Genomic DNA, 23,919 nt, shown 5'->3' with positions numbered 1-23,919 from the left:
CAAAGCCTGATTGAATCAGGCCTTGTAAAGCATGCATAAGGAACAGTTATTTTAGCGAGAAATTGCGTCTATTTATTCTCACTATTGCTAACATTGACAGGACTAAAAGTGCTAACGTGCCCGGCTCTGAAGCATTAACTTGTGGGTTAAGAGCGAATTGGTCGAAATTTATATTGTCAATGGCAAGATCGCCAAAATCTTCAAACCTAATTCGCATCGTTGACAAAGATGACAAAGGGCTGAAAGTGGAACTCTGAATACCCTGATTTTCGTTCAAGGTAAACATTCCAGAATCAAATAGTACCTGATCGCTATCACCGAAGACCTGGATTCGAGCGTCGTACTCACCCGACCAGGCCGCGTAATCAAAACTATTGAGGATAACGCCATACCCTGCTTCAGCAGTGAAGATGATTTCACCAGGAACATCAAACAAGGTATGCCCCAACGCATTATCTAATAAAGAATAGCCATCCCAAACCGAAAAATTTGAGTTGCCGTTATCTCGCGAATAGCTCACTGCTATATTTGCTGTAAAACCATTACCTTCCAGAAACGAGGCTGAGGCAGAAGAAATGTTACTTCCATAATCTTCGGGGATCTCGAATACTGGAGTTTCGCCATCAAAAGTAATGATGGTTGCAAAAGTGCTTGGAGACAGGGAAACGGCAACGGTCATTATTAATGATTTGATTAATGTATTCATAAGCTAAGTCCTATATATGTTTGGTCATCCATTCGTCATTTTAAAATATGACTTTATTGTTATATAAATGTAAAGCAAAAGTTGAGCCAAATGCAAAGTTCTTGAATTTCATTGACTTAAATATATGCGAAATTGGAAGTGTTAATATTTTTGACACTTAAGAATTTTTGGAGCTAGTGCGAGTGAATGGTGGATCGTTGAACTAGCCGTAGAGTTTCCAAATAACTTTCAAAGCTGCCAACCCAGTGGTTTCCAATACAATAAATGTCGCCAAATACTGAATCTAAGCCAGCTTCAATTTGTTATTTTGAGAATTCGGCTGTAGATAATTTGTGTGAGCAGCACAATGTCGTTACCAGTGGTATTTGTAAATTGCACCACGACTTTGTCGTTTTCCCGATTGTATCTGGCGATACTGGAATAACCCAAAACCCAGCCAGTATGTTCAAATTCATATAAGTTTTGATAGATTTGCATCTCTTCTTCGGTGAGCAGAGAACCATCATTCAGCGCCTTAACAAAAATGCCAACGTTTTGGGCGGTGGCAATCATACCCTGGTCGAGAAATTTAAATTCGTCAGTGGAACCAACATAATAGCCACTCATTAACCGCTCACTGTTTATGTGGTTTACAGATTCATAAGTGTCATTCAACTTTAATGGTTGCAGTATGTTGTCTTGAATGTAGGTGAAGTAACTGTATCCGAGCACCCGTGTCATGACCCGTTGAAGGAGTAAATAATTGGTGTTTGAGTAGGCATAGTCAGTGCCTGGTGCAAAGTCTGCCGGCTTGTCGAAGATAAGCTTGTCAATGTCCAGATCGTTCTTTGCCCAATCGAAGCCATCTTGATCCGTAAAATTAGGTATGCCACTTCGGTGTTGAACCATCATTCGCAGGGTAATACTATCTGCGTTTTCTATTCGGCCACGAAGTTCTGGTAAATACGACGGCAGAGAGCTGTCGAGGTTTACTTTGCCGTCTGCACTTAACTTCGCAACTGCCACAGCATCATAGAGTTTTGCAATACTGGCGATTTTGAACAGCGCTTCGGGTAGGGCGGGGATCCCTTTAGCTTTGTTATGCCAGCCAGACGCAAAAGTTTTGCCGGGCTTATCACCTTGCTGAATATAAACGATAATGCCGTCGATACCGTTGTTTGTGGCCAGAGCCAATTCTTCTTCCACGGTCGCCGACAAAGGTTTGAAGTAATACAAGGCGAATTGCCAGGGAGCGAACGCGTAAATACTGGATGTGGTTAACACCAACGCGATTAACACTTTCAGCAGGATCTTTACCTTATTATTTTTCTTTTTCATATTTGTCTATTAGTTGCCGTTTCCTTTTCACTCTAACTGCCATTGAGTTATCACGCTAGCCAAGTTATTGCTTATTATTAAGTTCTTCAACCGCTCTTGGGCATAGTAGGGGCTATGCAATTACTAATCGGTATTCTTGATTATGTTCATCGAAAAAGAGCTATTGTATTCCCTCTCTTAATTGATAATAATTCTCATTAACAGGTTTGCGAAAACAATTTACTTAAGAGGATGCTATGAAAAAGACGATTACGTTCGCCATTATGCACTTTTCCGTTGCCTTTACCGTAGCGTATTTGCTTACCGGAAGCATGTTAATTGGTGGCTTGATGGCGTTGGTGGAACCTGCCATCAATACTGTTGCTTTTTACTTTCACGAAAAAGTTTGGCACAACATTGAGAGAACAAAACAGAATGATGGCGGGCAGAATTCAATGGTTCTTAACTCATAAAGCGTCAGCGTAATTACGTTAATTACCCGGTTGCTGACGCAGGTGTAGATCGTCGACCCAGTTACTTTACGGTATTTCACCTGAAATACCGGGGCATTATTTGGACTACATCACGCTGTATCTAAAGAGGCTGCAACATTCTGGTACACAATGTGCGCTTGGTTTTTTCCATTCTCTTTAGCCTTATATAATGCACTATCTGCAATCGTCAGAAGCTTTCTGGCATCACGGTCTTCTACGTCTCTAACGCAGTAAGCGCCAAGGCTTACCGTGATGGTCACAGCGGAGAAAGCCTCCTGAACACTGGGAATATCTTCTACTTTTTTGCGTAAGCGTTCCAGCAAAAGAGATGGGTCGAGATGTGGTGGAATTACCATGCAGAATGCAAATTCTTCTCCGCCGATCCTTCCAATACAGTCTTCCTGGCGGAAAAAGTGTTTTAAAACATCAGCGATTGCGATGAGGACATCATCACCAAAAGCATGACCGTAGGTGTCATTCAATTGCTTAAAATTGTCGACATCAGCAATACCGACAAGAATTGAATTATTGTGTCGAATAGAAGAGGCCAGCGCTTTGCTAATTGCGTCGTTAAAAGCTCTGCGATTGGGTATGTCGGTTAATGAATCGAAGTATGCCAGTTTTTCAAGAGCTGCGTTGGCAGTTCTCAATTCTCTAGTTCTCTCGCTAACAAGCTTTTCGAGGTTTTCTCGAATAGATTTAAGCTCGATATTCCGATTATTCAGCTGTTCTGACTGAAATTTCGACGTACTGACATCCCGTTCTACAGCTGCGAAATGAGTCACCTCACCAAGACTGTTTTTAAGAGGAAAAATGTTCATTTCTACCCAATATGGCGTGCCAGATTTTGTGTAATTCAGCAGAGTTTCATTAACACGAGAATTCTCTTGTAATGCCTGGCGTATACGCATGGTGGCAGTTTTGTCAGTTAACGTGCCCTGCAAAATGCGTGGGGTTTCGCCAATAAGCTCCTCAGCACTGTAACCACTGACTTTGCAAATGGCGTCATTCACATAAATAATACGGGGAGACAATGGGCCGGAAAAGTCGGCGGCTTCAGTTACAATAATCATATCCTGGGCATTCTGTACAATATCCTGAAATGAAAAATTGATAATTTGGTCAGTAACTTCAGTAAAGTAAACTACTACAAAGCTTGCAGAAGCGTTTTCATCAGGAGAACCTTCCGGATAGGCATTCACTTTTAGCCAGGTCACGTCTCCTGAATGATTATTTACAATGCCAATTATTTCGTCGTGTAAGGAAGTGCGTAAATTGATGACTTTATTGACTGGAAACTCTTCAATATGTAATCGCCGGTTTTCCCTGTCAATAAATTCCCACCTTTCATCAAAACCATTTCTGGCTTGTAAATTTTCTAAAGTCGTGTCAAGAAAAGTAAGTGCCGCCGGGTTAGCATAGACAATTGTCGTATCCCACCTATGTATAACAACACCGATGTGGGCGTGTTCTAGCAGGTTGATTAAACTGATATTATTAACTTGCATGTGCACACGTCCTTCTTGCAATGGCTTGTCAAAGCAATTAATCAGGTTCAGCTTGATATAAGATTTGTACAAAATTTAAACGTTATACTTTAGTATAGTAGGCAATTTAACTTCTGCTAGTTTACTGCTGTGAAAATTGACTTTGTTCTTGATGTTAAATTTTTAGCTATTTATTAGCCTTTTTAACCATTGCCTTTTTCAATTTGACTACATGAGTTTTAAGTCATCACGCTGATTTTCTTTAACCTATTGAAAATTAACAATTTAAAAAGTTGGCATCTCAGTTGCTGAATGAGAAGTAAGCAACATGCTTATCACACTGTTAATTGAAAAAGGAAATGAAAATGAACGTAATCACTAAAGTAATGGCAATTGTAGGTGTTTCTTTTGGTTTAGCTGCTGGTGTTTCAGCATCTCCACAACTTGTTGGCTCTGATGATTCAATGACGACGAAAATCTGTTTATCAGCAGCAAGTGGTAGTAAGTTTAAATTGCGGGATGCCATGAAAGATGCTGGTGTCGATAAGCGTTTCGTAGAAAGCGAAGTAAGCTGTAACGGTATGCCCTTTGTAGAGTTCGTTGCCCAGTATGGCGATAACTCAGACAGCATTAACGCTTATATCACAAATGGTGCTTACGACAGCGGAAATTATATTGCTAGCATTGATGCTACTAAGTAACCGCTAACGGTGCCAGTGTCCACTCATTCCGGATAGTCCCGGGCTCAGCAGCCGCGGGCCGGAATGAGTTACCTGTTGGCCAGTATATTTTTTAATCCCATCATTGCGTTTCCCCTCACAGCTTCTATTGTATGTTTCTCAACGATAAAATTCGTCCGCCAAGAGTGATATTTTTCTTAAAAGTGGTATCGTCTAGGAGGATGTCTTCACTTAACCCTGCCTGGATGGTTAAGGTGAGAACATTTATTCCAATTTTCTGTATTGCCGACATTGTGACCTAGGCGTCGCTTTCGGTCTTTAATACAACGTAAAGCAAACAACACCATTTATTGATGAGAATGACGATGAAACTTGAGTCTATTGCACTCCACGAAGGATATAAATCAGAGGAAACGACGAAAGCTGCGGCGGTTCCCATTTACCAGACAACGTCTTACACTTTTGACAATACCCAGCACGGTGCAGATCTATTTAATCTGGCTGTGCCGGGAAATATTTATACGCGAATTATGAACCCCACGACTGATGTACTGGAGAAACGTGTTGCAGCAATGGAAGGGGGGATTGGCGCCTTGGCAGTTTCCTCCGGTATGGCTGCAATAACCTATTCAATACAATGTCTTACTGAAGTCGGTGACAATATCGTTAGCACCAGTCAGTTGTATGGCGGAACATACAACTTGTTCGCTCATTCATTCCCTCGTCAGGGTGTCGAAGTAAGAATGGTCTCATTTGACGATTTCGCTGGCTTTGAAGCCGCCATAGACGATAAAACCAAAGCGATCTTTTGTGAGTCTATTGGGAATCCTGCCGGAAATGTAGTGGATATCGAGCGCTTATCAGAAATTGCCCATCGTCACGGTGTCCCTGTGATCGTTGACAACACAGTAGCGACGCCTTATCTGTGCAGGCCATTTGAATTGGGTGCAGATATCGTGGTGCATTCTTTGACAAAATACATGGGCGGACACGGTACTTCCATTGGTGGCATTATTGTCGACTCGGGTAAATTCGACTGGGTGGTAAACAAAACCCGGTTTCCAGTAATGAACGAACCTGACCCATCTTACCATGACGTTGTGTACACAGAGGCGTTAGGTGCAGCTGCGTACATTGGGCGTTGCCGTGTGGTACCACTTCGTAACACGGGCGCGGCTATTTCCCCGATGAATGCGTTTCAAATTTTACAAGGGTTGGAAACATTGGGTTTGCGCATGGAGCGGCATTGTGAAAATACCCAGAAACTGGCTGAATATTTGCAACAACACCCCAAAGTGTTATGGGTCAATTATGCTGGTTTGTCTGACAGCCCACACTTTGAAAATTGTCAAAAAGTTACAGGGGGTAGGGCATCAGGTATTTTAAGTTTTGGCATTGATGGTGGCCTTGAAGCTTGTAGTCGGTTTATTGACTCCTTGGACATGATCTTGCGCCTGGTAAACATTGGTGATGCAAAATCGCTGGCTTGTCATCCTGCCTCAACCACGCATAGACAGTTAAATAGTGAAGAATTAGCTAAAGCTGGCGTAAGTGAAGATTTAGTACGGATTTCCGTCGGAATTGAACACATAGACGATATTATTGCAGACGTTTCCCAAGCGCTCGATAAAGCATAGTAGGATCTTCGATTAAACAGACATCCACGTTAAGTGCATGTCTGTTTTTTTATATCTATTGATCTAAACTACAGCCTCGAAATCTTAATTTGTAAATGATTTGTTGATTTGGTCTTCATGATCGGTTAAAACATTTTTAATAATTTTTATTACCAAACTGGATGACCAATGAGAAGTATAATTCCCTACACAATTCGTTTTATTCTTGTCGCTACAATTTTGTACGCTATAAACAGCAAGGGAGAAGAGCTGGTCTCCTTGTTACCTGCTGCGTCTCACCAAGCATTAGCTGATGGTGTTCTGCTAGGCAAGATGGATGGGTTAAGCCCAGATAAAGCACCAAGCGGGAACTTTGATTTACTGGGGTGGAGTTTGACCCTGCCTACAGACGTAAATAAAGATGGCAAAGCTGATTTAGTTTACGAACGGCCTCTAAGTGATGAGTTTCAGGTTAAACCTCTGTTTTATACTGCCAGTGATGGCGGTATGGTTTTCGCCTGTCCCAATGAAGGGGCGAAAACGTCAAAAAACACAAAATATGCCCGAACTGAACTAAGACAAATGCTCAGACGTGGTAATAGTCGTATCAAGACTCAGGGTGTAACTGAAAATAATTGGGTATTCAGTGGTGCCCATAGTTCCTTACGGCGTGAAGCAGGTGCCGTAGAAGGGAGTCTTGAAGCGACATTAGCGGTCAATCGGGTATCAACAACTGGCGATGAAAAGAAAGTAGGGAGGGTTATCATCGGGCAGATCCATGCCACTAATGATGAGCCCATTCGTCTTTATTACCGCAAGTTGCCTGATAATGAGAAGGGATCAGTGTATTTTGCCCACGAAATTAATGACGGGGACGATGTGTGGGTGAATTTGATCGGTTCTCGTTCTCACACGCTGGCTGATCCTGAAGACGGTATTGCATTGAATGAACCGTTCAGCTACAAAATTACTGTTGAAAATAATGTACTGCATGTCACTTTGATAAGAACAGGCAAAGCGAATGTGACCAAGTCTTATGATATGTCTGACAGTGGTTACTTCGGCGGTGACCAATATATGTACTTCAAAGCGGGTGTGTATAATCAAAATAACAGCGGTGATAAAAGAGACTACGTGCAGGCTACTTTCTATCACCTTCAATACGAGCATTAAAGGTTGTTTACCAAGCCTGCCATACCAAATGACAGGCTTTTATCTACTTATTATTCGCTAAATACGTAACCTGTATGGCTATTGCGTATTGTATAAAACGTAGCTTGGGCTGCCTCATCCGGGTCGCTGGAATTGTTTACGTGATAAACGCCTACCTTAAAATACTGGTACTGACTGCTATCATCATATCCACTATTGGTCATATCGTAATGGGCAACCACATCTTCCTTACCACTGCGGCTAATGCTCACTGTAAGTAAACTGTCGTCCACCGAAATGTGATAGTCAAATCGCTCGTCAAGTGCGATGCCATCTGACGGGTTTGACGCGCTGTTAGAACGGCTTCCAATCATCTCTACGTACGTCTCAATATTGTCTCCGTCACTGTCTGTCTCCCGGCTCTCGTGAGCAAAGTATATGGATCCGTTCTCATTACCAGGTAACTTGCGATAATACAGTCGAATGGGTTCATCGTCATTGGCGTGGATCTGGCCGATAATAACGCGACCAATCTGGTAGTTTTCCCCGCTGGTGGTAACCTCATTAACCGCCAGAGACACATGGAGATCACCGTCGACGCCGCCAGCCTGCTGTTGCGCTTGTGCAGAAGTACTTCCAAAGACCCAGTTGTTTTTATTTACTCCCTGTGTGGATATACCGGTATTGCCCCGTCTGAGCATTTCTCTTAACTCGACCCGAACATATTGAGTATTTTGAGATGTTTTAAATCCGTACGAAGGTGAGCGCATTACTATGCCACCATCGTCACTAGCGTAGAAAAAATCAGAATGGGCATAGCCGTTAGCAAGTACCGTTTCTGAAATGCTGTCTGAGCGCCCGTTTTCGTCTTCGTCAATGGGGATACTCAAATACCAGTCATCGAGCTCGATGCCGGTTTCAGATGGAAGGGTTTGATTAAATTTGCCCGCTTGTGTCTGACATTCATAGACTTCTACTTCCACTATACCATTGACGGTGCTGTTACCCTCTACTGAAATGCGTATGTAGCGGGCCTGGCTTTCTGTTAAAGGATAGAGTTCAAAACCACCTTGTTGAGTGCTCGATGATAAAACGTCACTCACCTGAAGCCAGGAATCATTATTCGTGGACGAGTCTATTTGAAAGCGATTACTATTTTTAGTGCTTTCAAACCATTTAACTGCCAGAGCGCCAACGGTTTTTTCGCTGCCTAAATCAAGTATTAACTGCCCATCGTCACCGCTAAATGCCCAGCGGGATTGCACGGAAGTATCGCCATCAGCAGCGAGTGTTGCGGAGTAATCAGGCAAGCTGTTGTCATTGGCGCTGACGTTAACTACGGGAATACTTTGCTCACTACACGTATTGTTGGTGGGTGGGGTTTGGTTAACCGGTTGCGTGGGTTGGCTAGTAGTCGATGTACCACCACCTCCTCCGCACGCTACCAGAAGTGCGGCTGTACAGAGATAAAAGGAAAATCTGAGGCGTGGTCGCCATTGCTCAGTTTTTGGTAGGGGAGTTTTTAGTTTCATTTTATTACCTATTGGTTAGCAATTTTTTTCTTTCATGTTAATTTTTTGTGCGCTTATTGTCTAACCAATTTGGTTTAAAATATCCCGTAATTTAGATTTATATTCCCAAAGGCACTAATTACATCTTTTGCAAAAGCAATTCGTGGGTGTTTCAGTGCGCCTTTTTTCCAAACAAGATAGATATAGTTCTCAGGCCCAACCGGGCCTAACTGGATCAGTTCACCTCTCGCTATAGCTTTTCTGCACAGGTAATCGGGTAGTACAGAATACCCAACGCCCGCTTTTATAATACTGGCGATAGTGCGAATATCCGGACAAAGAGCAACAACATTAGAGTCGCACGGCGCATTAAATACTTGTTGAAAATACTGCCTGACCAGTGGGCGTTCCTGATCATAGGTCACCAGGTTATAGCTATTTAACATCTCCGCGCTGATGTCTTTGTCCAGCAACTGTTTTCCTTCTACACGATTCATCACCAAAAGTAACTTTTCTTTGTCCAGTACTAAAAAATCGAAGCGGTTACTGTCGGGAAGTGACGCGGTTATTGCAATGTCTACCAGTTCGTCTTCGAGGGACTGATATATATCGACTTTGTTGCCAATATGCAGCACCATTTTTACATTGCCAGACTGCAGCAGATTCGCCAGTTGCGGGCCAGATACATCGCTGAGGTATTCTGCGGGCCCGCCAACATTCACCGTTCCCATAACTGCATTGGAACGACTGCGCACTGAAGTAATTTTTTGTTCGAGAATGTCAATGTGAGACGACACCTGAAGCGCTAAGTCATGGGCAACAGAAGTAGGCTCAACGCCTCGCGCTTTGCGGGTAAAAAGCGGTTTGCCGATGACTGTTTCCATGGTTTGAATATGGGCAGTGACAGCAGGTTGCGACATGCCGAGATTTGAAGCCGCACGAGTGATGTTTTGCGCCCGATATACTTCAACAAAGGTTTTTAATTGTGTTAGGTAAGACATTAGAAGCCATAAGAAATCTGATTGCTGTTGCAAATTTTAGTGAATTCTCACGGTTGTACAACAGGCGTATCTTACTGCTCAAAATATTTATCCATTGATTTAATAAGAAGTGAGGTCAGAGTTATGCTGAATTTTACCTTTAAAAACCAAACTGAAATTCTATTTGGTAAGGGCCAGGTGAGCGAAATCAGTTCACGCTTGCCCAATGAAGCAAAGGTATTGTTGTTATACGGTGGCGGTTCAATTAAGAAAAACGGCGTATATGACCAGGTAACGGACGCGTTAAAAAATACCCAGTTTGTAGAGTTTGCGGGTGTGGAACCGAATCCGACTTTCGAGACGTTAATGAAGGCGGTGGAGCTGGTGCGCAATGAAAACGTCAATTTTATTCTTGCAGTAGGTGGCGGTAGTGTCATCGACGGCGCCAAGTTTATTGCCGCTGCACATAACTTCGAAGGCGATGCATGGGATATTCTTACCAAAAATGCCACTTTTGAAAATCCGCTGCCACTGGGAGCGGTCTTGACGTTACCTGCCACGGGCTCGGAGAGCAACGGGAACTCAGTGGTGACAAAGAAAGCAACGTCACAGAAACGCGCTTTTGGTTCTCCTACGGTGCAACCTGTTTTTGCAGTGTTGGACCCGGTTTATACTTTTTCTCTTCCAAGCAGACAAGTTAGCAATGGTGTGGTAGATGCATTTGTCCATGTTATTGAGCAATACCTTACTTATAATGTAAATGCGCCATTGCAAGATCGTTTCGCCGAAAGTATCTTGCAAACCCTGATTAGTGAAGGTCCTAAAGCGCTTTCTGAGCCAGAAAACTACGATGTGAGAGCCAACGTGATGTGGTCGGCTACCATGGCGTTGAATGGCCTTATCGGATCGGGCGTTCCTCAGGATTGGTCAACTCATATGATTGGCCATGAATTGACGGCATTGTATAACTTGGATCATGCTCAAACCCTGGCTGTAGTACTCCCGTCGCTAATGTATGTACAGCAAGATAAAAAGAAAGAAAAGATCCTGCAACTAGGAGAGCGGGTGTTCGGTATTGTTGAGGGCGATAACGCAGCTCGCATAGACAGAACGATAAAGGCCGTTCAGGATTTCTTTGAGCAAATGGGGGTTGCGACGCGTCTATCAGGTTATGGCTTAGGGGAAGAGGCCGTGGATGCAGCTGTGGCAAATTTGGAAAGAAATGGTTTGACTTCGCTAGGTGAGCATGGCGATATCAATTTGGATAAGGCGAGAGAAATTCTTCGCTTAGCTTCCTGATTCTTACTTCGCTTTTAACTCAAGTTGGACGGTAAATGTCGCTATTTACCGTCCACTTGTCGTAAAAGTAAGCAGTTGTTGTGATAGCTGTTGAAGGTTTGTGCGCATATCAGTAGTATGCCGCGGCATTTTTTCAACGTAGAGATTTCCATGTTTCAACCAGCTTTTGTTAGAACGGCTATATCTGTTTCCATAGCCTGCATATTTTCCTCCTCAGTTTTCGCCGCTGGATTCCAGGTAAACGAACATAGTGCAAACGGTCTCGGTCGTGCCATGGCCGGTCAAGCTGCAAAGCCAGAAAACGCATCTATTTTGGCGACTAATCCAGCCGCGATGACAGCGTTCGATAAGGCGCAGTTTAGTGGTCAGGTTAGTTATTTGAACCCCGAAGTAGACATTCGTGGCGAAATGTCCACTACCGTGGGAGAAAACACCATCGTATCTGATGCCAGCGAGGAAGACATTGCCAAAGCCGCTGTTATTCCTTCGTTGTTTTACACTTCCGGACTGAAAAATAATCTGGCTTGGGGCGTTGGCTTATTTACCAGTTACGGTCTTGCCACTGAATATAGTGATGATTACAACGCCCTTCATTACGCTGATGAAGCTGAAATTTTGTCTTTTTCAGTTAATCCAGCGGTGGCGTATAAAGTTACTGATACCTTAAGTTTAGGTGCAGGGGTAAGCATCACTTATGCCGATGCTAAAATCAGTACGTCTATCCCTCAGGTATTTGGTACGGTAATGGGGAACCCGGCACTGGGTAACTTAACCATTGTTGAGATGTCTGGTGATGATATCGGCTACGGATGGAACGTGGGAGCGTTCTGGCAACCAACGGAGACAACGAATTTAGCGTTGAGTTATCGCGCTGAAACCCAGTTGACCCTCGAGGGTGAAATCAAATCCGATTTAGGTGTGCTCATTCCAGAAGTCGCAGAGCTTTATAACCAAGGCGGTAGCTTGGACTTAAACTTTGCTGCTATCTCTGAGTTTGCTGTTGATCAGCGAATTAACGAGCAATGGTCAGTGCAAGGCAGTATCAATTATACCGATTGGAGCACTTTCGATAAGCTCGAAGCCAACCTTGATAGTGGCTATGATTTGCTCTTGAAACAAGAAGACTTCGAAGATACCTGGCGTGTAAGCGCAGGGGTAACGTATTTGTACAGCGACGCGCTGACACTTCGGGCTGGTTATGCCTATGATGAGGGAGCAGTGAGCTATGCTCATCGTTCACTAAGTATTCCTGATACTGACCGTCATTGGGTTAGTGCGGGTGCCACATATTCTCTTACCGACAACACAAATATTGATGTAGCGTATGTTTATATCAAAGGTCGGGAAGCTGATGTGAGTCAGCAACGTGCTATCGGCTCAATTCAAAGTGATCTTACCGCTACCGAACACGCCAAAGCGCACATCTTCAGCGTACAGGTAAACACCGCTTTCTAGAATACGGAGTAGCAGTTGTTCTTTCAAAGCCCGTTGGCGATATTGCTAACGGGCTTTTGTTAATGGATTAATTAGTTGCCTGAATACTTGAGGTGATTTGAGTACCGTGCGCTTTATTGTATTCATCCAGGACCGTGTGAATAAAAGCCAGCCAGATGTCATTGGGCTGCCAGGTCTTTAGCATTTCCGCTTTCATTGCCGCTTCATCTTCCCTTTGAACAGTAATTCGATACAGATAAGTGAACACAGAGCCCCGCCAATTGAGTTTACAATGAGTAAGCACTAAGCCGCCGTTTTTGTGAGCATCACTCACTGTATTGGAGTAGTCAGAGAAGTTTTCATAGGTAGGGTTATCCCACGCAACCTGAATATTATGGTAATTCATAGCCAGTGAAGTTACTGCAGTACGTTCTTCTTCCCGATCACCTGGGATCAGGTCGATAACATGAGTAACGCCCATCTCATTAAGTTGAGCAAGGTGAGCGTTACTTGGGAGGCCTGCGCTAACCATATTTGTACTGTTAATTTGCAGGTTTTTTAAATCTGCCAGCACAGACAACGGACTTTGAGCACTGGATGACTGTGCAGTTGCCATAAAAGAAAACCCGTAGAGAAGAAAAACAAGGACGAAGGATAGTCGCGTCAGCATAGATTTATTTCATTTTAGTGTGATGAATAACTCTACCTTACACTTGCCACGAGCTCGTTCGCAACACAAAGGACCGCTAAACTGCCTGTTTTGAGCAATTTAGCGGCTTCATTTAATGTGTTTTTATGATGCTGTCGAAACCGGTCTTCGTTGCATTTAGTGCTTCCATAGGCTTCATACCGTTGGGGTACGCTTCCTGTTCAAGGACAATCCACTGGGCGCCGCCGTGCTCCACTGTTGCGATGAATATCGGCAACCAATCAATATCATCCTGACCAATGAGTGGGGTTGCGCCGGGTTGATTTTCAACATCAGATTTAAAATGCGTAGTGTAGATTCGCCCTGGAAATGCTTCTACAAAAGCAATTGGGTCATTCTTACTGTGCAGCGTCCAACCGACATCCTGTTGAAGGATTACGTTATCGGGTGTATTGGCGGCAATAAATTCAAAGTAGCTGGTTCCGGCGTAATCAGCCCATTCTTCGGCGTGATTGTGATACCCCACGTGTATATTGTAGGGCAATAATCCCCGCGCGATAGTTTGTAAATCGTCGATGAGTTCATGGACGCCGTCATCGTTAAAAGCGCGCTCGTCCCAGGGAATAATCAGTGCTTTGACGCCTAATTGTTGGTAAAAGGCGGCTGTATCATCCAGGTTTTCCATAAGCGATTTAGTACCAACATGGGCGCCGCTGGCTTTAAGACCAAGTGAGTCGAGATACATTTTTAATCCTTTCGGATCGTTGGCATAAGGACCAAAATCACCGGCGAATTCTACACCGTCAAAGCCCATATCGGCGATTTGTTCCAGCGTGCCTTTAAAATCATCTTTCAGTTCATCTTTTACTGACCAAAGTTGTACACTAATTCCTGGCATAGCGTCTTCGCTTATCGTCGATGCTGGTTTCATGGCTTCTGACTTGTCGTCGCTACAGCCCGCTAGTAAAAGGGCAAAGACCATAGCCGATGCCTGAATAATGAGAGCGCGTAGATTCATGCTAATTTTCCTGATTGGTAGGCTTTCACTGCGTAATCCACAGCTCTTGCGGTGATTGCCATAAAGGTTAGGGAAGGGTTACCAACACCGCTGGAGCAGAAGCTGGCACCATCGGTTACAAACAAGTTTGCGATGTCGTGAGTTTGGTTATATTTATTGAGTACTGACGTTCTGGGATCGTCGCCCATGCGAGCGGTACCTACCTCATGGATGGCTAATCCCGGTGCTTTATTCCGCAGTTTCTTATCGATATTGGTAAAGCCAGCTTTGCTCATCATGGATGCGCCAACATCTAAAGATCGTTCCATCATAATACGTTCATTTTCAGACCATTGACAATTAATGTGTAACTGAGGAATACCCCATTTGTCTTTTTTATTGGCGTGCAGGGTTACCTGGTTTTCCCTGTCAGGCAGCATTTCACCCTGAGTTCCAAGGCTCATCCGCCATGCACCGGGCATATGCAGCTTTTGTTTAAACTCAACACCAAATCCATCTGATGCTCCCATTGACTGCCAATCTTCTCTGTACGCTCCGCCAGCAAAAGCGTAGCCCCGTTTGAAGTCTTTGTGATATCGCGAGGGTTCATAATGGAAATTGGGTATGTATAAAGAAGCTGGCCTACGACCAGTATAAAACTCATCTTCATAGCCATCGATGGATGCTGAAATCGTGGCATTGTAGTTGTGATCCATTAAATATTGCCCCAGAACGCCCGAACTATTGGCAATACCGTTTGGAAAGCGTTTGGAACGACTGTTAAGCATTATTTGGGTGGTACCCAGAGTGGAAGCACATAAGAAGACAATTTTACCGAAGTACTCTCGTTGCTCCAGTGTCTCATTATCTATCACTCGCACACCGGCGACACGGTTATTTGCCTCGTCGTAAATAAGGCTTTCTACAACACTGTTGGTGGCTATGGATAATTTCCCTGTAGCTACAGCCGCTGGCAACGTAGCGCTTTGTGTAGAAAAATAAGCCCCAAATGAGCAACCCTTTTGACACTCGTTTCTCGCCTGACACTGAATTCTGCCCAGGGCCGTATGTTGAGGTTGAGGAGCCGTGAGGTGAGCACAGCGACTGATGATCACAGGCTTATCTGGTTCGAGTTCCGCCATTTTTTGCTTAAAATCCCGTTCAGGGGCGGTCATTTCAAAAGGAGGCTGAAAAACACTGTCGGGTAGTTGAGGCAGGCCTTCTGCAGAGCCGCTAATCCCTACAAAACGTTCCACGTAGTCGTACCAGGGAGCAAGGTCTTCATAGCGGATGGGCCAGTCATTGCCGTGTCCGTCTGCATTATTTGCCAGAAAATCAAACTTACTCATGCGATAAGATTGGCGGTGCCAAAGCAGGGATTTACCGCCCAGCTGGTTAGCACGGATCCAGCTAAATTCAGTTCCAGGTTCTGTACTGTAAGGGTAAGCACTGTCATCACCAAAGAAATGTTTAGTGCCGTCGTGAAACGCATAACATTGTTGCTGAATATGGTACTTTGAATCTACCAGGGATTTATCTACTTTGGTGCGGAACTCATACTGCCAGGGCGGCTTGCCCTCACTGATGTAATCTTTTCTGTGCTCCACGGCACGGCCACGCTCTATCATCAGAGTTTTTAACCCGCGTTCTGTCAGCTCTTTCGCTGCCCAGCCTCCGGTCATGCCCGAACCAATGACAATAGCATCAAACGTTTCACTGGCTTTATCGATATACAGTTCTTTGTTCATATTAATACCTACAACTGAATTTAGTAATACGCTTTGGAGCTAAAGGCACTGCCCACAGTCTCAAGGGGAACTGAACCTTTGAATCCGCCGGGTACAGCCATGTATTTCAATTCTTTTGTAGCACCGGGTTCAGAGGTGTAGTAACCAAATACTATGAGTGATTTTACTAAGCGAAATGTTTTGCGGTGAAGGTCATCAAAAGGCGATGCGGCTTGTTCCAAATCGACAAGGATTTTCCTTTGTGTTTGCTGTGAAGCCTGTAAAAACGAGGAGGCACCCTTACCAACACCGAGAATGACTGTCAGCAATGCCTCCACCTGGGTATAGTCAGTTTTGTCATATACATGTTGCAACTGATGAACAACAAATTGATGGCAGAGCACATCCCGAGCTCCCGGTGTATCAGTTCGGGGAATGACATGATCGGATATGCTTGCGAGCGTTTCTAAAAGTAACGGTGGCATGTTTAGCAGATTTGCTTCACCGTTCTCACGGAACTGTCCGGCAATGGCAAACGCTTTTGAAGATAAAATTGTTCCGGCTGCCGCGGATAAACTCATTTGTTTGATAAGCTGTCGACGTGAGAGAGTCATTCCGTTCCTCTTACATTTGTATATAAATTGTTGCATTAATTTAATTTGAAACCGGTTACATGTCTAGTGTTTTCGTAAAATGACCGTGAAAATTCACTCAATTTATTTTCTATGTCCAGATAACTTATTGTATAAAAAGTATTTTTGATTTTTATTGCTATATTTTTATGTTCTTCTTAGTCTTAGCGGTTTGTTAACATTTATGTTTTTTATGGTATTGCAATGTTTACGGTTACATTGTTGCTTTGCCTGCGACTATCTTGCTGTTTCACATGGTGTAACGTGTTAATGCTTGTTATGATTTCAGTGGATCTTTAGAAAAGAGAACAATGCGCGAATTATGGCCACAATAAGAGATGTTTCCCGGGAAGCAGGGGTGTCCATTGCTACCGTATCAAGGGCGTTAAGCCACCCTGAAATGGTGTCGAGAGCGTCACTGGAGAAAGTAAAAAAAGCAATAGAGAAGCTACAGTACAGACCCAATCTGAGCTCACAGAAGTTTCGAAATCAGCGAACTTATACCATTGTCGTTCTGGTTCCCAATATTGCTAATCTGTTTTTCACTGAAGTGATTAGTGGAATTGAAGATGCGGCGGCAAAACATGGTTACCACGTGTTATTGGGTGATACCCGGGGCAACCAACAACGGGAAAATGATTTTATTGCGCTGGTCGAATCTAAACAGGCTGATGGGCTTATTCAGCTTCAACCTTATCAGCACGGCATGTCAGATACATTCGCCGGCCTAAAAGCAGTAAATGTAGCAGGATGTGCCGGTACGCCTTACTCATCGGTGCGCATAAACAATACAGAAGCGGCCGAAAAGGCAGTGAACTATTTGATCAGTCAACGACATGAGCGCATTGGTGTTATTACCGGCCTGAAACACAACCCACATACCATAGAGCGCCTGGCTGGTTATCACAATGCCTTGCAAGCAGCGGAGCTATCGGTAGAAACGTCGTGGCAAATTGAGGGCGATTTCACACTACTCTCTGGTTGGCAGGCAGCTCAAACGTTAATGCAGCTAGAAGAAAGGCCGACAGCCCTTTTTTGTATGAATGACGAGATGGCCATAGGTGCGATAAAAGCATTTAAGGAAAGCAACGTATCGGTTCCAGATGAATTTTCTGTGACGGGATTCGATGATTTATCTTTCGCAAGCTACTGTGACCCGGCTCTGACGACTATTCGTCAACCAGCAATGACTATGGGCCTGAAGGCCGCCGAAGTACTTTTTCAGATGATAGAAGGTCAGGTTGAGCAACAATCTGAGTACCTGCTGCCTTTTGAGCTGGTCGTCCGGGATAGTGTTAAAGAAGCTCAATAGAACGTAATGTGGTTCTGACCATGAAAATTTGAAAGATGTAACCTTGGCGGAGCTTGTGCTCCGCCTTAAAAGTATTTAAGCGACTACAGCGCGTTTGGCTTCATAGTGCGCCATGCAAATATGGTATAAGGAACTGGCAGGCATCAATGGGTCAAGGATTTCTCCGTCAATATTGATGCTATCAATGTATTGCTCAGAGCGAGCGGGGTGCTGAAAACCGGCCATCAACTGCTCAATAGCAAAGGTTGCATCTTCCAGATATCGATCTTGCTCTGGATGACGTTGTTTCATTACGAGTGCGGCTTTAATCCACTCTGTCATCGGCCAGCAACGGCTGGTTCGTGCTGGTGATGAACCATCCGGCTTCATAGTGTCAATCAACCAGTTACCGCCTTCAGGTAAACCATACTGACGGGCATGGCTATAAAGCGTGTCGCAATATTCACTAACATCTGTGCCGGTAATCTCCTGATAACGGTTTAGCAACCATACCCATTCCATCATGTGACCGGGTTCAATGGTGTCGCCGGTATCTGGGCAAACGGCCCAATCTGCGGTGAAATACTCAATAATAACGCCGTGCTTGGCATCGTAAAAATGCGCCTTAAACAAATCAAATATTCGGTTGGCGTATGTTTTCCAGCGGTCGTCCTTGGTAACCAGAAACAAATTCATAAACGCTTCGAATAAGTGCATGTGGGGGTTTTGGCGACGAATGTCGTGGGCATAAGTGCCTTCAAGCCAACCACCATTATCTGCGGCAAGTTTTTCGTCAAGATGAGTGGCGAGCGCATTTGCCTTTTCGATGGCTTTTGTATCGTTTAAAACATCATACTGCCAGGTGAAAGCCAGAAAGAAAAAAGCAATATCATAGAGATCAGAGACGTCTTTTTTAATCTTGTTGTTAGCATCTATAACCATGGGGTAGAAACCGGGTAGGTAGTCTGCACACACCTCATCAATAAACTGATTGATGCCTGCGACTTGCTGAGGTGCAGAAGAAATAAACCCGTTTTGTTGTCCGTAGCACAAAGAGAAAATTTGTCGGGCTTGCACTCGAATGCGTTTATCCGCTTGCCAATCCGGCAGTCCGTCTTCAGTGAAACGCTCTAAGGCCGCGCCATTTTTATCAAAGCCATCTTTACACCATTTAGGGAATAATGCGTTTGCCAGCCAGTTTTCGAATTTTTCTGCAGCGCTGTTATAGCGTTGTTGCAATGCATCCATGTTGAGAAGTTACCTTATTTGTACATTGAGTAGAAGGTTGTCGCGAGGCTTATAGTGTGGCTGAAGTGTATTGTTGATGGCAAGTGCAATTTCTATCTCAATTTTCTAAACCACAATTAGAAAGGGCGTTGTTGGAATACTCAACATAGAAGTGGTTGAAAAAAACACCGCCGAGATGAGCAGCGGCGGTGTAAAGCCCTGTTCGCACAGGTAGAGTAGTCGTAAAGATAAAATCGTAAAAAAGAGTCTCATCACGTACTAATAAAAAGTATTATCACTAGTACGTGACGGCATCTTCAGTTCGTCATTTACCTACGAATCTAACATTAACCTAAATGATAATTGTTATCAAATGATAATTGTTATCAAATGATAATTGTTATCAAATGATAATTGTTTTCAGATGGAGATTTGTTAGGCAATGCTTAACGGCCCTTATATGGCCCGGTCTGACCAGGGACCAGTGATGGCCAAGGTTGCTGCTGGCGAAAATACATTCACAAAAAGTGTCGAACCATCGGGTGAAAAACACGCGCCGGCCAATTCCGTTTGTTTAAGTAAGCGGGCAAAGGGGTACACCTCTCCGGCTGGGGTTACGCCTCGAAGATAGTTGTCTACCACCTCCGTATACTGATCTTCACATACGATTAGATCGCCAAAAGGAGATACCGTTAGGTTGTCGCCGAAATTGAACAGCTTCTCGTCTGTACTTTCCAGGAATAGTTGAATACGTCCCTGTGTGTTGATCTGGGTAGTCGTACCTTCTGAAGCAGGTGGCTGATAACGCATAATTTGCCCGCATTTTTTGTTACCGCCATTTGTACAGCAGAAATATAGTTCACCCTCTCCCCAGTGTATGCCTTCACCACGGGCGAACACGGTTGCACCGTCGGCCGCGCCTCGCTTTCGAAGATCATCATTGGGGCTGTCAGTGTCTTTTAAATCTACCCAGGAAACAGGTAGCCATTGCTGTAACACCATGTTGTTGGTTACCCAATTTCTGCTATCAAAGTGTGGCACGCCTTGCACAGCCAAGGCTTGTAACTTTCCACCTTTATTTAACTGCCCGGGCACCCGTGGAACAAAGCGATAAAACAAACTATCTCCACGGTCTTCAGTCATGTAAACAATGCCCGTTTCAGGGTCAACCGCTGCAGCTTCATGGTTGAAACGCCCCATTGCTTTTAGTGGTTCAGGCGTTACCATTCCGTCACTGTCTGCTGGTACTTCAAATACCCAGCCATGGGATTTTGCATTTTCCCTCGAAGGCATTGCGACATTTTCTTCACACGTTAACCATGAACCCCATGGAGTTGCACCGCCTGCGCAGTTGCGAATAGTGCCGCTCAAGCTGACAAACTCCCGTTCAACCTCAAGAGTTTTAAGGTTCACTATAAGCGTCGTTGTGCCGCCTGGCAGGGCAATGCCGTCAGAATTTTTGTCGTACGCCAAATCTGTATTTCGCGAAGCAATAGATGCAGGTTGATTTTTCAGATCTGCGGGTTTCAGTTCATGATTGCGAACAAGAGCAACCCGCTCCTCATCCAGAGCAAAGCAGCCCATACCATCTGCCGCATCTGGCACGTGATAGCCATCGCTCATCAGATTGCCGAATTCAGATAATACCCGGTATGAAAAACCTTCCGGGAGGGAAAGTAATCCCTTCGGGTCGGGAATGAGTGGACCAAAACCTGTTGATGTTTTCAGTGATTTAGCTGAATGGGCGGTTGTTGCATTGGCCAGCCCGGCGAATGCAGAAGAACCGGCCGCTAATGCTGCCATGCCTAGGGTAAAGTGTCGTCTGGTGATCATAACTGCTCTTTGGAGTGAGTCGAAAAAAAATCCTACTGAACTTGTTATAATATAACAGTTATTCAGTAGGATTTATGACAGGTAAAAACGGTTTATCGTATTTTTATGGCCATCTATCGGTGAGGGGAAGCATGGGCAGCCCCGCGGAAGATTGCGTTAAGGAGCATAACGTTTAAACCATCCAGGTAGGCTCTGCTGGTAGGGTCTTGAGTGAAGCCAATTACCATACCTGCGCCCTGGCGCTCTACCATCAAAAACGGTTTATATGCCATTTGCTGTTTGTTCTCTTCCCACAAATAGCCAGACGCCAACAGGTCATCAGCCCCTTTGTACCATGCCACATTGTTTCCCGCGTCCAGTTGCATAGGAGCGAAAATTTGGTTGCCGGTAACAAGTGCGACAACATCGCTGTTAACACCAGCTGTTAGCCAGTGCTCCTGATCAACTTCTACATTTGCCAGCACGCCCGCAACATAATCTGGCGTACGGTTTTTGTTTTCGATACGCTGAATGAGTTGGGATTTATTTTTGATGATACTGCCGGGTGTATGGCCACGATGATCTTCAGTGGGATCACTGATACTAGTGTCTTCGTTGAAGCTGTACTCTAGTTCTACATCCAGTAAATTGGAGCCAGGGGCGGCAGCGAAAGCGGTAGCCTGAGCGAAGGTAATTAAAACTCCACCTTGTTGCACCCAAGCATTCAGGTTGGCTGCACCACGTTCACCCAGTGCGCTGTTGTAATAACCGGCCGGTAAAATAATCACCTGATAATGATTCAGGTTTCTCGTTGCCAGCATATCCGCACGTATGGCCGTAACCGGATAGTTAAACTGCCTTTCTAATATAAAACGGGTGGCACCAGCACTTAACGAGCGGGTAGGGGAGTCCCATGCCACGGCAATCTTTGGGGCAACCATAACCGGTGTTCTGTCACTGCCAAAGCTCGGCCCTTGTGTTACCCAACTCGTATTGGTACCTGTTACGATCGTTCCGGATGCTTTGGCAAGCCGATTGACCAGGGCATGGATATCTTTATTGTTTTGCTTTACTTCGATGATCAGACTGCCCGCCGGGAAGCTGCCCACGCCTTCGACAGTAAAGCCCTCGTCTGCACTTTTAAGCCGCACTCCCTGACGTAATGCCGAGGTTAAAAAGCGCCCCGCAGCGCTATCGCCCCAAGGTACAATGTAAGCAACCTTTGCGTTGGCAGTGACTACCTTACCTTCGAGGGGGCTATCACTTTTTACCTCACTGCTGGCGACAGAAATACCATCGTCACAGCTTTGTGTTTCGATATTAAACAGTAATGGAAGAGACCAGGCAGTCACATCGTAAATCTGGTCCTGAAGTTTTCGGGCACGACGGCGCTCTTGTTCTTTTAAGAACGCGTCAGCCATGTCTACCTGCTGGGTAAACGTGGTCTTCACAAAGCGTCCTCGGGGTTGCGCTGTATCAATAATGTATGCGCCAGCAGCATAGCGTTTTCCACAGGCTTTAAACCCTTCTGTAGCCTGAACCACTTCTACGCCATGGGTGGCCATTAACGTGGCTAAGCGATGGGAACCGGCCCTGTCTTTAGTGGCGGGCAAGATAAAGGTACGTTCATCATCTTTTTTGCCATCGCGGATGGCGCTTACCTGATACTGGTAAAAATCATTAAGTATTTTTTTCCGGTGAATGGCAGCGGCCTCAAGGGTAGAAAGAGAGGCAACAAAGTGCTTTTGCACCGGCTCAATAAAGTGATTCAGATCACCGTCGCGATCGCGATAGCGCATCCCCCGGGTTGAGGCTACCTCATAGGTGGCGGCAGACGCGCCATAGAATGTAGGCCAGCTATCACCATAACCTGGGTAAAAGGCATCAAAAACTTCGCGGGTAAAGTAGTCAAAACCAAATTCATCGAAGTGTTTCGCGTTATTACGTCCGATCAGTGAGTTATTTTCCAATTGACCTGGTTGCATATGTGGGTTGATGGGGTCAGCGGCCGGTACGAAAAAGTAGCTATCATCACCACTCATTTCGTGTAAATCTATCACTACCGTGGGTTTGTAGTGGTTCAGTGTGCGAATTCGCGCTGCCGTTTCTGGTTGTGTAATTGCCAGCCAGTCGCGGTTCATATCAAATAAATAGTGATTACTACGTCCCCTGGGCCAGGGTTCGTTTTGATCAACACTTAGTCGGTCGCCACTGTCTTCTAACCCCACCATGGAATAATAGTTATGTATAAAACGGGTTCTGCCATCCGGGTTTTGAAGGGGATCGATAAAGACAACAGTTTGGTCGAGGATTTTCTCAACCATTGAATCGTTCTGGGATGCCAGTAAATGATAAGCGGTCATCATCGCCGCATCCGTACTGCTAATTTCGTTTCCGTGCACACCATGCTCAAGCCATACTGAAGCAGGAAGCGTATCAATAAGGTTTTTGGCTTCTTTATCTGTGGTGGTTCTAGGGTCGGCCAAACGGTTCATGTCGTCAGCGAACTGGTCGAGATTAGCAAGTCTTTGTGGGGTGGCGATGGCAACGTAAATGAGCTCTCTGCCTTCCCAACTTGTACCCATCTTTTTAAGAATGATACGATCAGGTGCCGCCTCTACCAATGCCTCGAAATAGCGAATCATGTCACTGTGACTGGTTATCCTGCTACCAATATTGTATCCCAACACGTCTTTTACTGTTGGAATAGCACTATTATATGTGGCACCAGGCCACATGGCGAAACTCTTGTGTGCTGGAGACCCTGCTGCCTGAGCACAAACAACCGGACTGGTTGCTGAAATTGCCAGCGTCATTGCAGCTATTAACTGTCGTAACTTCATTTAATAATACCCGTTTTATTAGTTCGTGTTGTCCGTAAAGTGTGGCACGTTACTATGTATTCTAGCTCGAGATAACATAGCACGTG

General features: G+C 44.8%; 19 protein-coding genes. 7 read left to right on the top strand and 12 right to left on the bottom strand.

The annotated features are described in order from the left end of the window. Positions 1-46: 46 nt before the first annotated feature. Together ACXACM_RS15045 and ACXACM_RS15040 are read right to left on the bottom strand one after the other, a co-directional pair. Complete coding sequence (locus tag ACXACM_RS15045) at positions 47-706, bottom strand: hypothetical protein (RefSeq protein ID WP_474822740.1); 660 nt, start codon at positions 704-706, stop codon at positions 47-49. A 294-nt stretch (positions 707-1,000) separates the two neighbouring features. Then, on the bottom strand, positions 1,001-2,023 hold the full coding sequence (locus tag ACXACM_RS15040; RefSeq protein ID WP_474822739.1) for a serine hydrolase domain-containing protein: 1,023 nt from the start codon (positions 2,021-2,023) through the stop codon (positions 1,001-1,003). A 236-nt stretch (positions 2,024-2,259) separates the two neighbouring features. On the opposite strand from ACXACM_RS15040, the gene ACXACM_RS15035 reads away from it, so the two are divergent. Further along, a complete protein-coding gene (locus tag ACXACM_RS15035; RefSeq protein WP_474822737.1) occupies positions 2,260-2,475 on the top strand; it encodes a DUF2061 domain-containing protein in 216 nt (71 codons plus the stop codon). Positions 2,476-2,585: 110 nt separating this feature from the next. Here ACXACM_RS15035 and ACXACM_RS15030 read toward each other — a convergent pair whose 3' ends face one another. Beyond that, positions 2,586-4,004, bottom strand: coding sequence for a diguanylate cyclase (locus ACXACM_RS15030; protein WP_474822735.1), 1,419 nt, complete (start codon positions 4,002-4,004; stop codon positions 2,586-2,588). Between the two features lie 344 nt (positions 4,005-4,348). Here ACXACM_RS15030 and ACXACM_RS15025 point away from each other — a divergent pair, with 344 nt between their 5' ends. The 3 genes from ACXACM_RS15025 to ACXACM_RS15015 all read left to right on the top strand — a co-directional run bounded on the left by ACXACM_RS15025 (position 4,349) and on the right by ACXACM_RS15015 (position 7,452). Beyond that, on the top strand, positions 4,349-4,684 hold the full coding sequence (locus ACXACM_RS15025; RefSeq protein ID WP_474822733.1) for a DUF3718 domain-containing protein: 336 nt from the start codon (positions 4,349-4,351) through the stop codon (positions 4,682-4,684). Positions 4,685-5,028: 344 nt separating this feature from the next. Beyond that, a complete protein-coding gene (locus tag ACXACM_RS15020; RefSeq protein ID WP_474822732.1) occupies positions 5,029-6,300 on the top strand; it encodes an O-acetylhomoserine aminocarboxypropyltransferase/cysteine synthase family protein in 1,272 nt (423 codons plus the stop codon). A gap of 168 nt (positions 6,301-6,468) precedes the next feature. Next, positions 6,469-7,452, top strand: coding sequence for a polysaccharide lyase family 7 protein (locus ACXACM_RS15015; protein ID WP_474822731.1), 984 nt, complete (start codon positions 6,469-6,471; stop codon positions 7,450-7,452). 50 nt (positions 7,453-7,502) lie between these two features. On the opposite strand, the gene ACXACM_RS15010 is transcribed toward ACXACM_RS15015, so the two are convergent. Both ACXACM_RS15010 and ACXACM_RS15005 read right to left on the bottom strand, forming a co-directional pair. Continuing rightward, positions 7,503-8,963 carry a polysaccharide lyase family 7 protein gene (locus ACXACM_RS15010; protein WP_474822729.1) on the bottom strand — a complete coding sequence of 487 codons (1,461 nt, stop codon included), beginning with the start codon at positions 8,961-8,963 and terminating at the stop codon, positions 7,503-7,505. A 74-nt stretch (positions 8,964-9,037) separates the two neighbouring features. Further along, complete coding sequence (locus ACXACM_RS15005) at positions 9,038-9,943, bottom strand: LysR family transcriptional regulator (RefSeq protein ID WP_474822728.1); 906 nt, start codon at positions 9,941-9,943, stop codon at positions 9,038-9,040. 123 nt (positions 9,944-10,066) lie between these two features. On the opposite strand from ACXACM_RS15005, the gene ACXACM_RS15000 reads away from it, so the two are divergent. Both ACXACM_RS15000 and ACXACM_RS14995 read left to right on the top strand, forming a co-directional pair. Then, positions 10,067-11,221, top strand: coding sequence for an iron-containing alcohol dehydrogenase (locus ACXACM_RS15000; protein WP_474822727.1), 1,155 nt, complete (start codon positions 10,067-10,069; stop codon positions 11,219-11,221). Between the two features lie 150 nt (positions 11,222-11,371). After that, on the top strand, positions 11,372-12,676 hold the full coding sequence (locus ACXACM_RS14995; RefSeq protein WP_474822725.1) for a porin: 1,305 nt from the start codon (positions 11,372-11,374) through the stop codon (positions 12,674-12,676). Positions 12,677-12,743: 67 nt separating this feature from the next. Here ACXACM_RS14995 and ACXACM_RS14990 read toward each other — a convergent pair whose 3' ends face one another. The 4 genes from ACXACM_RS14990 to ACXACM_RS14975 form a co-directional block, all read right to left on the bottom strand. Continuing rightward, positions 12,744-13,271 carry a protein-tyrosine phosphatase family protein gene (locus ACXACM_RS14990; protein ID WP_474822724.1) on the bottom strand — a complete coding sequence of 176 codons (528 nt, stop codon included), beginning with the start codon at positions 13,269-13,271 and terminating at the stop codon, positions 12,744-12,746. A gap of 166 nt (positions 13,272-13,437) precedes the next feature. Next, a complete protein-coding gene (locus tag ACXACM_RS14985) occupies positions 13,438-14,322 on the bottom strand; it encodes a sugar phosphate isomerase/epimerase family protein (protein ID WP_474822722.1) in 885 nt (294 codons plus the stop codon). Beyond that, on the bottom strand, positions 14,319-16,049 hold the full coding sequence (locus ACXACM_RS14980) for a GMC oxidoreductase (RefSeq protein ID WP_474822720.1): 1,731 nt from the start codon (positions 16,047-16,049) through the stop codon (positions 14,319-14,321). Before ACXACM_RS14980 ends, ACXACM_RS14985 begins: the two co-directional genes overlap by 4 nt. A gap of 20 nt (positions 16,050-16,069) precedes the next feature. Further along, positions 16,070-16,642, bottom strand: coding sequence for a gluconate 2-dehydrogenase subunit 3 family protein (locus ACXACM_RS14975; protein WP_474822719.1), 573 nt, complete (start codon positions 16,640-16,642; stop codon positions 16,070-16,072). 340 nt (positions 16,643-16,982) lie between these two features. Between ACXACM_RS14975 and ACXACM_RS14970 the strand changes: the two genes are divergently transcribed. Continuing rightward, entirely contained in the window at positions 16,983-17,972 is a 990-nt protein-coding gene (locus ACXACM_RS14970) for a LacI family DNA-binding transcriptional regulator (RefSeq protein WP_474822718.1), read from the top strand. A gap of 75 nt (positions 17,973-18,047) precedes the next feature. Here the strand turns inward: ACXACM_RS14970 and ACXACM_RS14965 are convergent, their stop codons facing one another. From ACXACM_RS14965 to ACXACM_RS14955, 3 genes are all read right to left on the bottom strand, one after another. After that, positions 18,048-19,199 (bottom strand): AGE family epimerase/isomerase, encoded by a 1,152-nt coding sequence (locus ACXACM_RS14965; RefSeq protein ID WP_474822716.1) that lies wholly within the window; start codon positions 19,197-19,199, stop codon positions 18,048-18,050. A gap of 435 nt (positions 19,200-19,634) precedes the next feature. Beyond that, entirely contained in the window at positions 19,635-21,011 is a 1,377-nt protein-coding gene (locus ACXACM_RS14960; protein WP_474822714.1) for an alkaline phosphatase PhoX, read from the bottom strand. Between the two features lie 113 nt (positions 21,012-21,124). Further along, positions 21,125-23,833, bottom strand: coding sequence for a M14 family zinc carboxypeptidase (locus ACXACM_RS14955; RefSeq protein WP_474822712.1), 2,709 nt, complete (start codon positions 23,831-23,833; stop codon positions 21,125-21,127). Between the last annotated feature and the right edge of the window lie 86 nt (positions 23,834-23,919).

This window comes from Alteromonas sp. AWQ4_252 (assembly GCF_056158205.1).
This window is presented reverse-complemented; position numbering and strand designations above follow the sequence as displayed.

What these genes read in the sequence shown, in the direction of transcription:
- ACXACM_RS14955 (WP_474822712.1), bottom strand. Translation starts at nt 23,833, where the DNA reads ATGAAGTTACGACAGTTAATAGCTGCAATGACGCTGGCAATTTCAGCA.
- ACXACM_RS15025 (WP_474822733.1), top strand. Translation starts at nt 4,349, where the DNA reads ATGAACGTAATCACTAAAGTAATGGCAATTGTAGGTGTTTCTTTTGGT.
- ACXACM_RS14980 (WP_474822720.1), bottom strand. Translation starts at nt 16,049, where the DNA reads ATGAACAAAGAACTGTATATCGATAAAGCCAGTGAAACGTTTGATGCT.
- ACXACM_RS15005 (WP_474822728.1), bottom strand. Translation starts at nt 9,943, where the DNA reads ATGTCTTACCTAACACAATTAAAAACCTTTGTTGAAGTATATCGGGCG.
- ACXACM_RS15020 (WP_474822732.1), top strand. Translation starts at nt 5,029, where the DNA reads ATGAAACTTGAGTCTATTGCACTCCACGAAGGATATAAATCAGAGGAA.
- ACXACM_RS14970 (WP_474822718.1), top strand. Translation starts at nt 16,983, where the DNA reads ATGGCCACAATAAGAGATGTTTCCCGGGAAGCAGGGGTGTCCATTGCT.
- ACXACM_RS15015 (WP_474822731.1), top strand. Translation starts at nt 6,469, where the DNA reads ATGAGAAGTATAATTCCCTACACAATTCGTTTTATTCTTGTCGCTACA.
- ACXACM_RS14975 (WP_474822719.1), bottom strand. Translation starts at nt 16,642, where the DNA reads ATGACTCTCTCACGTCGACAGCTTATCAAACAAATGAGTTTATCCGCG.
- ACXACM_RS14985 (WP_474822722.1), bottom strand. Translation starts at nt 14,322, where the DNA reads ATGAATCTACGCGCTCTCATTATTCAGGCATCGGCTATGGTCTTTGCC.
- ACXACM_RS15040 (WP_474822739.1), bottom strand. Translation starts at nt 2,023, where the DNA reads ATGAAAAAGAAAAATAATAAGGTAAAGATCCTGCTGAAAGTGTTAATC.
- ACXACM_RS14990 (WP_474822724.1), bottom strand. Translation starts at nt 13,271, where the DNA reads ATGGCAACTGCACAGTCATCCAGTGCTCAAAGTCCGTTGTCTGTGCTG.
- ACXACM_RS15045 (WP_474822740.1), bottom strand. Translation starts at nt 706, where the DNA reads ATGAATACATTAATCAAATCATTAATAATGACCGTTGCCGTTTCCCTG.
- ACXACM_RS15035 (WP_474822737.1), top strand. Translation starts at nt 2,260, where the DNA reads ATGAAAAAGACGATTACGTTCGCCATTATGCACTTTTCCGTTGCCTTT.
- ACXACM_RS14995 (WP_474822725.1), top strand. Translation starts at nt 11,372, where the DNA reads ATGTTTCAACCAGCTTTTGTTAGAACGGCTATATCTGTTTCCATAGCC.
- ACXACM_RS14960 (WP_474822714.1), bottom strand. Translation starts at nt 21,011, where the DNA reads ATGATCACCAGACGACACTTTACCCTAGGCATGGCAGCATTAGCGGCC.
- ACXACM_RS14965 (WP_474822716.1), bottom strand. Translation starts at nt 19,199, where the DNA reads ATGGATGCATTGCAACAACGCTATAACAGCGCTGCAGAAAAATTCGAA.
- ACXACM_RS15010 (WP_474822729.1), bottom strand. Translation starts at nt 8,963, where the DNA reads ATGAAACTAAAAACTCCCCTACCAAAAACTGAGCAATGGCGACCACGC.
- ACXACM_RS15030 (WP_474822735.1), bottom strand. Translation starts at nt 4,004, where the DNA reads ATGCAAGTTAATAATATCAGTTTAATCAACCTGCTAGAACACGCCCAC.
- ACXACM_RS15000 (WP_474822727.1), top strand. Translation starts at nt 10,067, where the DNA reads ATGCTGAATTTTACCTTTAAAAACCAAACTGAAATTCTATTTGGTAAG.